Here is an 11,240-nt window from a genome sequence, read left to right on the forward strand (position 1 = left end):
GCCCAGCCGGCACCGAGCTCTCAGAACGATCCCAGCGCCACGGGCCGGAACGCCTGCAGCAGCTGCTGATCCAGCTTGCCGCCCATGCCTTCCATCATCGTGAACGCGCGCGCGTGGGTGAACGGCATGCGATAGGCGCGCTTCTCCACCAGAGCGGCATAGATGTCGACGATCGTCGTAAGCCGCACGATGTCGCTGATCTGGTTCGAGGACAGGTTGTTGGGATAGCCGCTGCCGTCGAGGAATTCGTGGTGATGCAGCACCACGTCCAGCATTTCCGGCGGGAAGCCGCCTTGGGCGGCGAGGGCCTCGTAACCGCGGCGTGGGTGCTGGCGAACTTCTTCCATCTCCTCGTCGGTGAGCTTGCCGGGCTTGTCGAGCAAGGCGAAGGGAACGAAGGCCTTGCCGACATCGTGCAGCAGGGCGGCGCGGGTCAGGCGGCGCTGGTCGTCCTCGCGCATGCCGAGATGCTGCGCGAAGGCAACCGCGAAGCCGGTGACGAACAGGCAGTGGCGATAGCTGCCGACATGATGGCAGCCGACCGTGGTGAGCCATTCGCGCAGCGAGGAGTGCTTGATCGCCTTCAGAATCTTGTTCTCGGCGGCGATGACGTCGTCGAAGGTCAGGGGCACCCCGAGCGGCAGCTTCTCGAACATCTTCGTCAGCACCGCATGCGCCGCCTCGACGCCACGGTTGAGCGTCTTGCCGCGATCGGTCGCGTCATAGCTTGCCGTATCGGGAAACGCGGCGCGGATGCGCTGGAGGATCGCATCGGGCTGCAGCGGTCGCGAGATGGTATCGGTCGCGCCGAGCGCCCAGGCCTGCATGGTGCCGTGATGCAGCGCGTCGGCGAGCACGAACAGCCGCGGCATCGAACGATAGGCGTCGCCGCGCAGCTTGTTGCGCACCCGCTGCACGCTCTCGGGCGAGCGCAAATTGATGTCGACCACGAGACCGGAGAGATCGCGCGAGGGCTGCTCGGGGATGCCTTCCGTCGTCACCGTCGAGACGTCGCCGACGGCCTTCAGAATGCTGGCGAGCTCGGTGCTCGCATCGCTCCGGTCGGAGGCGAGCAGAAGCCGGCGTTTGGCGGCGGATTTGGCTGGCGCGTTCATGGTTTCCCCAGAGCATGGGAGTGTCTTCAGAGTCAGCCTAAGCCGGATCAGGTTCTCCGGCCCTTAAGAGGCGTGCTCAACGGACCCTGTCGGATTTGGGTACAATTTTAGCGATCGCCCTTCCTTCGATCGGAACCCGCGAAACGACGTCCAAAACAACCCCATGCACAGTAGAAGGGGTACTGAAAACGCTGACTTTTTGGCGACGAAAAATCCGCCGGAGGCTGCCCTCCGGCGGATCATCTCGTTCGGCAATCCAAGCCCGGCTTACGCCTTCATCGCCCCCTTCACGGCTTCGGCCGTGATCGGCAGCGCCCGGACGCGGGCGCCGGAGGCGTTGAAGATGGCGTTGCCGATGGCCGGGGCGACGACCGTCACCGCGGGCTCGCCGACGCCGGTGGCCTTCTCGCCATTGGCGATCACGGCGACCGCGACCTCCGGCATCTGGCTCATCCGCAGGGGCCTGTAGCTATCGAAATTGGTCTGCTCGATGCCACCGTCCTTCAGCGTCGCCTTCTCGTACAGGGCCAGCGACAGGCCCCACAGCGCCGCGCCCTCGACCTGGGCGCGGATGTTGTCGGGATGCACCTGGGTGCCGACGTCGGTTGCGACCGTGAGCTTCTTCACGGTCACCTCGCCCGAAGGCGCGACGGCGACGTGCGCGACGCAAGCGGTCCAGCTTGCGGTCGCGCGTTCCTGCGACGACACGCAGGCGACGCCCATGCCTTCTCCCTTGGGGAGTTTCTTGGTGCCGTAACCGGCGAGGCCCATCGCGGCGAGCAGGGTGTTGCGCAGCCGCTGCGCGCCGCCGTCGTTCTTGCCGGCACCGTCGAGCAAGGAGATGCGGTATTGCGCCGGATCCTTGCCGGCGGCAGCCGCGATCTCGTCGATCATGCTCTCGACCGCCCAGAAGGTCCAACCCGGCGCCACCGAACGGAGCTGACCCGAGGGGGTGGCGTTGTGCGCCATCTCGTTCTTGATCGCCCGCACGTGATGGTTGGGCACGGTGTAGAAGAAGTCCGATCCGTTCACCGTGAAGCTGTCGAGCGGACCCTTCTTGTCGACCGAAGGCGTGAGGAAGTCAGGAATTCCCCAGCGCGCGGTCGGCCAGGCCGACACCACGTCGTGGCTGAGCGCAATGAGCTTGCCGTCGCCGTCCACACCGGCCTTCACCTTTTGATAGGTGAGCGGACGCGAGAAATCCATCGTCATGTCGTTCTCGCGCGTGTAGATCACCTTCACCGGCTTGCCCACGGCCTTCGCCGCCTGCACCGCCGGCACCATCATGTCGGCGTCCAGCCTGCGGCCGAAGCCGCCGCCCAGCCACATCTGGTGCATCACCACGAACTTCGGATCGATCCCGGCGGCGCCTGCCGCGATCGCGCCTGAGCGCGTCGCGAACTGGTTGCCGGAATAGATGTGCAGGATGTCGCCCTTGAACTCCGCGGTGGCGTTCATCGGCTCCATCGGCGCGTGGATGTTGATGCTGGTGGTGTACTCCGCCTCCAGCACCTTGGCCGCGGTGCCGAGGGCGGCTGCCGGATCGCCGTCCTTGACGAAGAACTGACCGGAGTCATCGAGGGCCTGAAGCCGCTTGGCTTCGTCGAGCAGCGACTGGCTCGACAGCTTCGCGTTCGGACCGCCGTCATAGGCGATCTTCAGCGCTGCGGCCGCCTTCTTGGCGTTGGCATAGGTGTTGGCCACCGCCACCACCCAGCCGGACGTCGTCTGCGTCTTGTCATCGAGGGCGATGGCCTTGATGAAGCCCGGCACGGACTTCGCAGCGGAATCGTCGATCGATTTCACCGTGGCGCCGAAGCGCACTGGCGGCGTCACGATGGCGCCATAGACCATGCCCGGAAGCATCACGTCGATGCCGTATTTGGCCGTGCCGTTGGTCTTGGAGGGGATATCGAGTTGCGGCACCGACACGCCGATCATGGTGTATTGATCCGGCGTCTTCAGCTTGATCGCCTTGAGCTCGTCCGGCGTGAACGTCTTGGTAGCCTTGCCGCTCTTGACGATCTCGGCGAAGCTCATCTGCTTCTTCGATTTCGGATGCGAGACAACGGAATCGCGAACGACGAGCTGGTCCTTGAAGTAGGGCGGCAGGCCCATGGCCGCCGCGGCGGCCTCCGTCAGGGCCATACGGCCGGCAGCGCCTGCGCGGCTCATCGCCTCGAAGTTCATCATGGTCGACCAACTGCCGCCGGTGATCTGCGCCCCGAGGACCGGGTCGTTGAACTTCGGATCGTTGGAGGCGAGATTGACTCGCATGTCGCTCCACTTCGCGCCCAGTTCCTCGCAGACGATCTGCGCCATGGTCGAGGCGATGTGCTGGCCCATGTCGGCCTTGCCGCAGGTCACGGTGACGAGACCGTCAGGCGAGATCGCGTACCAGACACTCGGCTCGAAATTGGCGGGGACTGCGGCCAGCGCCTCACCGACGCCGGGCACGCCGGCATAGCCGAGCACGAGGCCGGTCGCGGCCGCGCCGACCAGGAAGGAGCGACGGCTGAGATCGGTCGCCTCAGGTGTGACGTTCTTCACGTGCTGGTTCATGTGGGCCTCCGCTCGTTGCCGGCGGCGGATGCGGTGCGCATCTCGGTGGCGGCGCGCATGATCGCCTTCTGGATCCGCGAATAGGTCATGCAACGGCAGAGATTGCCGTCCATATGCGCCACGACCTCTTCCTTGGTCGGGTTGGAATTCTTCGCCAGCAGCGAGGCCGCCTGCATGATCTGACCGGATTGGCAGTAGCCGCATTGCGGCACCTGCTCGGCGATCCACGCCTTCTGCAAGGGATGATCGCCCTTGGCGGAGAGGCCTTCGATGGTGGTGATCTTCTTGCCGGCGACGTCGCCGACCATGGTCTGGCACGAGCGCACGGCTTCGCCGTTGACGTGCACGGTGCAGGCACCGCACAGGCCGGCACCGCAGCCGAACTTGGTGCCGGTCATCTGCAATTGTTCGCGGATGGCCCAAAGGAGCGGCGTGTCGTTCGCCGCATCCACGGACATACTCCGCCCGTTGATCGTGAGCGTTGGCATAGGCGTCTTCCCCTGCCGGTGCATGAAGCCGCTTACGGCGGCAACTTGAACAGCGAACGCCCACCGGGCCGGCGCCCACCTTGCGCGGAGAATGATCGCGTTCGGAGCCAGAGGCAAATGCAAATTGGAAGCGATCGAAACTATATCAATGTCGGCTTATGTGCGTTGCGACAACGGCGCTGACGTTAGCGACTGGACGCAACAGGAGCGCGCTCGGATATGCATACCATGCCGACCGCGATGGTTTCCTCCGAGTAACCTCGTCAGCTAGGATGGTGAGGACTGAGACAACCAATATCGTAGGGGTCGGCAAAGCGACTTGTCCGCCGTAGCTCAAAGAGCGAAGGCGGAAGCGTGCCCACGCTTACCTTGCTCTATTGGGCAGGCGTGGGCACGGCGCAAGTGCGCCTCTGCCCACCCTACGATACGGGACTCGCGAAGAGGTAGCGGCGAAACAAAAAAAGAAAGGGCGGAAACAATGCCAAGGATCGATCGGGACGGCGTCGGAATTTACTATGAGGTTCATGGCGACGGGCCACCGCTGCTGCTCACGCACGGCTACTCCTCGACCTCGGCGATGTGGCACGGCCAGGTCGATGCGCTCGCGCGCGATCACAAGCTGATCCTGTGGGACATGCGGGGCCACGGCCAGTCCGATTATCCCGATGATCCCAACGCCTATAGCGAAGTGCTCACCGTCGGCGACATGGCGGCGATCCTCGATGCGGTCGGCGCGCGGCGCGCGATCATCGGCGGATTGTCGCTCGGTGGCTACATGTCGCTCGCATTCTATCGCGCCCATCCATCGCGCACGCGCGCGCTGCTGATCATCGACACCGGCCCGGGCTTCAGGAAGGACGACGCGCGCGAGGCCTGGAATGCGCGGGCGCTCGCCACCGCCGACAAGCTCGATCGCGAAGGCCTCGACGTCCTGAAGGCGGCAACGCGCGAGCGCGCCACCGCCAGCCATCGCAACGCGAAGGGATTGGCGCTCGCCGCGCGCGGCATGCTGACCCAGCGCGACGCCAAGGTGATGGAGCTGCTGCCCGAGATCGCAGTGCCCAGCCTGATCGTGGTCGGCGCCGACGACACACCGTTCCTGGCGGCGTCCGACTACATGGCGGCCAAGATTCCCGGCGCACAAAAGGTCGTGATCCCCGCGGCCGGACACGCCGTCAACATCGATCAGCCCAAGGCTTTTGTTGACGCGGTGCTGCCTTTCCTGAAGAACTTGCCGGCATAGACAGGCAAGGAGGATCACGGCGATGAAGCGGGCAATCCTGGCGGCGGGCGCAGCGCTGCTCGCAACGGCAGCGTCGGTGCAGGCCGAGCCGTTCGGCACGGTGCCGCTGCGCCGTCCCTTCGTCGACACCCTGTCGAACAACACACCGCTGGCGTTCGGGATGGATGCGGAGCAGACCGCGCATGCGCTCGGTCAGCCCCTGCAATATGTCCGGGGTCGCCCCGGCAACGAGATCTATCTCGCCCTGCGCGATATCGGCGGCAGCGGATTGATTCCTTATCGCCACCGCCTGTTCCTGCAATTCCGTCACGGACGGCTGGCGGGATGGAAGGAGGATTACGGCGAGAACTGGATGTGGGAGTGAGGGGCAAGAGCGAGCTCTCGCATTGACGATCAACCAAGAAGGACAACCCGCGTGGGACAAGACATCAGACTGACGGCCTCGGACAATTTCCAGCTCGGCGCCTACCGTGCGGATCCCGCAGCCAGCCCGAAGGGCGCGGTGGTGGTGATCCAGGAGATTTTCGGCGTCAACCATCACATTCGCGCGGTCTGCGACCGCCTCGCCGGTGAGGGCTATGTCGCGATCGCGCCGTCGATCTTCCACCGCACCACGCCGAACTTCCAGTCGGGCTATACGCCCGACGAGATCGCAGTAGCGCGCAAATTCGTCGCCAATCCCAATTGGGAGGCGATGCTGCGCGACACGCAGGCCGCGATCGATGCGGTCAGCAGCGTCGGCTCGGTTGGCATCATCGGCTTTTGTCTTGGCGGCAGCATCGCCTATGTCGCGGCGACGCGCCTGACCGGACTGAAGGCTGCGATCGGCTATTACGGCGGCGCCGTGGTGCGCTTTGCGGATGAGAAGCCCAAGGTGCCGACGCAATTGCATTTCGGCGAGAAGGATGCCGGCATTCCCTTGAGCGACGTCGAGACCATCAAGGCCAAACGGCCTGACGTCGAAGTGTTCGTCTATCCCGGCGCCCAGCACGGCTTCCATTGCGACGAGCGGCCGAGCTACGACAAGGCCAGCTCGGATATTGCCTGGCCGCGCAGCATGGCGTTTTTTGCGAAGCATTTGACGAAGTAGCGGGCAGCTCTCTCCTCCGTCATTCCGGGATGCGCCGGCGAGGCGCAGGCCCGCAATGACGGAGAGAGCGGAAATCGGGTGGCCGCATCTCTCCGCCCGGCGATAGAGCTGGCTGATCAAAGCCAGGTCACGCCGGAGAGCGCCATGCAGCAGGCCGACACGAACATCGTCATTCGCAACCCGTTCGGCACCATGGATGTGCCGGACCCCCGCGGTTCCGATGTCATGCACTATGCGATATCGGCTTCGCTCGCCGGCGATGCCGACGACGGCAATGCGGCGCATTGGGCGTCCGTTCCCGCATCATCCGATCCGCTCGAAGGCGCCTGGGCGAGCCGCTGGAACGGCGGCGCCGACCCGACCATCGCGGGCGACACGCCGGAGGCATGGAAGCAGGGCCGCGCGGAAGTCCGCGTCGCGAATGGACGGGTCTATCTGCGGTTCGATTGGGACGACGGCCGTCGGCACGGATTGATCGATGCGATGCGCGAGAGCGGCAATCGTCTGGTCGGGAAGTATATCAACCTGACCAATCCGGCGATCACGCGGCCATGGATCGGGCTCGTGGTGGCCCCCGCGCGCATCGACGGATGCTTTCCGAACGGGCGACTGGACTTCAGGCGATGAAGGAAGCGGGGCAGAGCGTCAGAACCATCGCTCGCCGACGAACACGGTGTCGCCGGGGCTGACGGGGGTGCCGAGCGGCACGACGGCGCGCATGGCGCCGCCGGCTTCGGTATGCGTCACGGTGACCATGTCGCGCTTGGCGCGCGGAGAAAAGCCGCCGGCGATCGCGACGGCGCTTTCGACGGTCATGTTCGGCACGTAAGGATATTGGCCGGGGGCGGCGACCTCGCCAAGAATGAAGAACGGACGATAGGACTCGATCTCCACGGCGACCGAAGGCTCGCGGATATAGCCGTTGCGAAGCCGCGCGGCGATCTCGCCGGCAAGCCCGGCGGTGGTGCGACCGCGCGCCGGCACCGCGCCGATCAGCGGCATGGTGATGGAGCCGCCGGCATCAATGGCGTAGCTGTTGGTGAGCCCTTCCTGGCCGTAGACCACGACGCGCAGCTTGTCGCCGGCATCGAGGTGATAGGAGGAATCGTAGCGCACGGGGGCGGCGACCACCGGTCCGCCATAGGCGACCGGCACGGGCGCGGGACCCGAGGCAAAGGAATTGGCGAGCGCATCGATGGCGCCGCCGCCATTGGCAACGACGACAGGGGGCGGAGCGCTGTAGGGCTGGCCATAGGCCATCGAGTCGAGATCGGGACGGGGCTGCACCATCGCGACGGGACCTGTGGTCTGCATGCAGCCGCCCAGGGTCAGCGCGGCGGACGCTGCCAGGATCGACCATCGAAACGCGCGCAGAACCCGCACTTGGAGCATCCCTACAAACGAGACAGCTCCAGTGATGCACCGGTTATGGTTAACAAAGGGTTGAGGGGGATGATGTGGGACGGCGCTGCACGCCGCGAGCGAGGTGCGCCCCTCTCCCGCATGCGGGAGAGGGTTTCTCCTCGACGGGACACTCCCCGGAGGAGAGAGCCCTCACCCGGCGCTACGCGCCGACCTCTCCCGCAAGCGGGAGAAGTGCACCATGTCCGTGGCTTGCTTACGCGCTCACGCCGACACCGATGGGACACGACACCCCGGTGCCGCCGAGACCGCAATAGCCGGCGGGATTCTTTGCCAGATATTGCTGATGATAGTCTTCGGCGAAATAGAACGGACCCGCGGGCGCGATCTCGGTTGTGATGGCTCCCAGGCCCTTGGTGGCGAGCGCCTTCTGATAGAGCGCCTTCGACTGCTCGGCCGCCTTCTTCTGCGCATCAGAGGTCGTGTAGATCGCGCTTCGGTACTGCGTGCCGACGTCATTGCCCTGGCGCATGCCCTGCGTCGGGTCGTGGTTCTCCCAGAACGTGTTCAGGAGCTTCTCGTAGGAGATCTTGGCCGGATCGAACACGACCAGCACCACTTCGGTGTGGCCGGTGCGTCCCGAGCAGGTCTCCTCATAGGTCGGATTCGGCGTGTGGCCGCCGGCATAGCCGACCGCCGTCGTATAGATGCCCTCGCCGAGCTCCCAGAATTTGCGCTCGGCGCCCCAGAAGCAGCCGAGCCCGAACACGGCCTGCTCGAGGCCGGTAGGATAAGGCGGCTTCAACCTGCTGCCGTTGACGAAATGGGTGCTCGCGGTGGGAATGGCTTGGGAACGGCCGGGCAGCGCTTCGGCTGCATCAGGCAGTGCGGTCGTCTTGCGCGTGAACAGCATGATCGGATCTCCGGGAAAACGAGCTGTGCGTCGCCTGAACCAGGCGCTCAGGCGGCGTGCTCGCGATCGAGTGGGAATATAAGTCTTTACGCAGCCAGGGACAGGCTTGTTACGGCGCCCCCATTCGGTCGCTCAATCCGGCGGGAACCGAAGATCAATCCCGGGCGGGAATTGAAGATCAATCCCGGCGGGAATTGAAGATCAATCCCGGGAATAGCCGATCAGCGGCTTGCGCGGACGGAACAGGATCATCAGCAAGATGCCAAGGAGGCCGAGGACGGCGAAAACCGGCTGGTCGAGCACGAGGCGGATCACCGAGGTCCAGAGCCAAGGCGCCTTGGCCTCGACCCAAGTCCGGAAGGCCGATTGGCTGGCCTGGTTGATGTCGTTCCAGAACTGGCCGAACCGGGTGAAGCGCAAGGTCTGGTCGGCCACCCAGCGGGCGCCGTCATAGACCATGAAGAAGAACCCGCCGGCCAGCAGCAGCAAGCCAATCAGTCGGAAAAAGCCGCGGATCATGGTCCACCCCAGATGATCGTCCGACCGGACGACCTTCGAAACGCCGCCAGCCAATAGCTGGGAGACGGCAGAAATTCAACCTCATCAGGGCGTTACGGCCTCCCTTGGCGCACCGGGAGCCCGCTTTTCCAGCCCCTAAAGCGTTGACGGTGCGAAAGACCCCCTCTATAAGGGCGCCAACTGGCGGCGGGCGCAATCCTGCCGCCGCTGTTCTTTGAGCAGTTGCAGGCTCTTTTGGGGCCTCAGAGATAGCCGCAAGGCCTATCGCTCATGTTCCGGGAACGGCCCAGCAACCGAACACCCTAAATCCGAGCGTCGATTCCGCGGTCAAGCTGCCGGCGCTATCAGAGCAAGACGCGACCGGTACCCGCAAAGGACATTGAGACCATGGCCAATACCACTTCCGCCAAGAAAGCGACGCGCAAGATCGCCCGCCGCACCGCCGTCAACAAGTCGCGCCGCACCCAGATGCGCGGCGCTGTCCGCAACGTCGAAGAAGCGATCAAGACCGGCGATCGCGCCGCTGCCGCCAAGGCGCTCGCCGCTGCCGAGCCCGCCCTGATGCGCGCCGCCCAGCGCAACATCATTCACAAGAACAACGCCAGCCGCAAAGTCTCGCGCCTCACCGCGCAGATCGCCAAGCTCGCCAAGTAAACTTCGCAAGTGACTTCGCGAGATCGTCTCGCGAAGTAAAGTTCGCAGCGCGACCCGATCCCTCATTCGATCGGTTGAAGCCATCGAACATCGCGCACGTCGATCAGCCCGGCTTTCACGCCGGGCTTTTTGTTGCCCGTCACAATTCACGCTTGCGGTCCTTGTGAGAGCTATCTTTCATTGGAAGAGTCTCGCCGCCTTCGCTAAGCTGCATCCGTAGTTCTACCAGCCGGTGTTTGTGCAACAGCGGAAACTTTCACTGCGCTGCGAAACGCTTGGCAAAAACCCTTGCGGCACGGGCCTAAGTTGAATCGCGGGCGCTGAAGTTCTGCACACCGTAGTTTCACCGGAACATGGGTTACCCTGTGAAACGAGACTCGAAAAACGATGTCTCGCTAATCACTTATCGACATAGCGCCGACAAGCATTTGGAAAATTCGCTCGCAGCTCGCGTGCGTGACGATTTTGTAAAAATTTTTTGGCGATGGCGGAGTCATTGTCACATGACGCGCCGCATTTTCGAATCTGTGCACGAATCCAAAAACTTGGTCTCAAGCCTGTGAACAACTCGTGCGCGGCGTTAACGCTGGTCAAGTTTTTTGATGCCTCAAGTGTGAATCAATTCCGTTGCGAGTCTTTCCGCATAGTGTATTCCTTAAGTCGTTCGCGGCGCCCACGATCTTGAGACCAGCGCGGTTTGAGAAACGGGGCGAGCGTGCAAATCGGCGGCGGTGTGCACGTAGGCGACGCTTCAACAAGCGATTGTCGGATCAAACCCATAGCAATATGGGAACGGTAGAGCTTTGTCTTATGTCTCCAAGCGGGATCTTATCGCTCCCGCTCGCGCCAGGCGGCAATGAGAGACAATTCGAGGCTGCCCCGACAGGCGCGACGGCGAAGCCGAGCGGACGACACGAACAGACGGGCAGGACATCCGCGACTTGAGTACAGCGCGGAAGTTCATTTACGCAGGACCTTGCCGTGAGCGATCACGGCAGGACGGGGAGGTATCATGTCCTACGGATTCAACGCGGTATTGACTTTGGCTTCATCGTTCAACGATGCCGTTTCCAATCCGTCCTGCGACCATCCTCCGCGTGAACACGCGTCGAGTACGCGCTGACCTCGCGAACTCTCCATCTCCGACATCGCTGATCTGACCCGCGGCATTGACGCCGAACGGTCGAGCTGTGCCCGGCAGATGGACTCGCTCGAGGTCGCGTCATCCAGACGTCCGGCAGGACTTCTGCATGGCGCCCACCACGCAACCTTCTCTCTCTAGAAAAGTTTTCAA

General features: G+C 63.8%; 11 protein-coding genes. 5 read left to right on the forward strand and 6 right to left on the reverse strand.

The window, feature by feature from the left end:
- Nucleotides 1-20: 20 nt before the first annotated feature.
- The 3 genes from X265_RS35580 to X265_RS35590 all read right to left on the reverse strand — a co-directional run bounded on the left by X265_RS35580 (nucleotide 21) and on the right by X265_RS35590 (nucleotide 4,165).
- A complete protein-coding gene (locus tag X265_RS35580; RefSeq protein WP_128969074.1) occupies nucleotides 21-1,115 on the reverse strand; it encodes an HD domain-containing protein in 1,095 nt (364 codons plus the stop codon).
- A gap of 267 nt (nucleotides 1,116-1,382) precedes the next feature.
- Entirely contained in the window at nucleotides 1,383-3,677 is a 2,295-nt protein-coding gene (locus tag X265_RS35585; protein ID WP_128969075.1) for a xanthine dehydrogenase family protein molybdopterin-binding subunit, read from the reverse strand.
- Nucleotides 3,674-4,165, reverse strand: a complete 492-nt coding sequence (locus tag X265_RS35590) for a (2Fe-2S)-binding protein (protein WP_057754010.1) — start codon at nucleotides 4,163-4,165, stop codon at nucleotides 3,674-3,676. Before X265_RS35590 ends, X265_RS35585 begins: the two co-directional genes overlap by 4 nt.
- A 478-nt stretch (nucleotides 4,166-4,643) precedes the next feature.
- Here X265_RS35590 and X265_RS35595 point away from each other — a divergent pair, with 478 nt between their 5' ends.
- The 4 genes from X265_RS35595 to X265_RS35610 all read left to right on the forward strand — a co-directional run bounded on the left by X265_RS35595 (nucleotide 4,644) and on the right by X265_RS35610 (nucleotide 7,125).
- Nucleotides 4,644-5,408: an alpha/beta fold hydrolase gene (locus tag X265_RS35595; protein ID WP_128969076.1), complete on the forward strand. Its 765-nt coding sequence runs from the start codon at nucleotides 4,644-4,646 to the stop codon at nucleotides 5,406-5,408.
- A 22-nt stretch (nucleotides 5,409-5,430) separates the two neighbouring features.
- Nucleotides 5,431-5,772 (forward strand): hypothetical protein, encoded by a 342-nt coding sequence (locus tag X265_RS35600; protein ID WP_128969077.1) that lies wholly within the window; start codon nucleotides 5,431-5,433, stop codon nucleotides 5,770-5,772.
- A gap of 51 nt (nucleotides 5,773-5,823) precedes the next feature.
- Entirely contained in the window at nucleotides 5,824-6,498 is a 675-nt protein-coding gene (locus tag X265_RS35605; RefSeq protein WP_128969078.1) for a dienelactone hydrolase family protein, read from the forward strand.
- A gap of 144 nt (nucleotides 6,499-6,642) precedes the next feature.
- Nucleotides 6,643-7,125 (forward strand): hypothetical protein, encoded by a 483-nt coding sequence (locus X265_RS35610; protein WP_128969079.1) that lies wholly within the window; start codon nucleotides 6,643-6,645, stop codon nucleotides 7,123-7,125.
- Between the two features lie 18 nt (nucleotides 7,126-7,143).
- Here the strand turns inward: X265_RS35610 and X265_RS35615 are convergent, their stop codons facing one another.
- From X265_RS35615 to X265_RS35625, 3 genes are all read right to left on the reverse strand, one after another.
- A complete protein-coding gene (locus X265_RS35615) occupies nucleotides 7,144-7,881 on the reverse strand; it encodes a polysaccharide biosynthesis/export family protein (RefSeq protein ID WP_128969080.1) in 738 nt (245 codons plus the stop codon).
- A 235-nt stretch (nucleotides 7,882-8,116) separates the two neighbouring features.
- Complete coding sequence (gene msrA, locus X265_RS35620; protein ID WP_128969081.1) at nucleotides 8,117-8,773, reverse strand: peptide-methionine (S)-S-oxide reductase MsrA; 657 nt, start codon at nucleotides 8,771-8,773, stop codon at nucleotides 8,117-8,119.
- A gap of 201 nt (nucleotides 8,774-8,974) precedes the next feature.
- Nucleotides 8,975-9,292 carry a hypothetical protein gene (locus X265_RS35625; protein WP_057754029.1) on the reverse strand — a complete coding sequence of 106 codons (318 nt, stop codon included), beginning with the start codon at nucleotides 9,290-9,292 and terminating at the stop codon, nucleotides 8,975-8,977.
- A 387-nt stretch (nucleotides 9,293-9,679) separates the two neighbouring features.
- Here X265_RS35625 and rpsT point away from each other — a divergent pair, with 387 nt between their 5' ends.
- Entirely contained in the window at nucleotides 9,680-9,946 is a 267-nt protein-coding gene (gene rpsT / locus X265_RS35630) for a 30S ribosomal protein S20 (RefSeq protein WP_092289289.1), read from the forward strand.
- The last annotated feature ends 1,294 nt before the right edge of the window (nucleotides 9,947-11,240 follow it).

The organism is Bradyrhizobium guangdongense (assembly GCF_004114975.1).
GTDB lineage: Bacteria > Pseudomonadota > Alphaproteobacteria > Rhizobiales > Xanthobacteraceae > Bradyrhizobium > Bradyrhizobium guangdongense.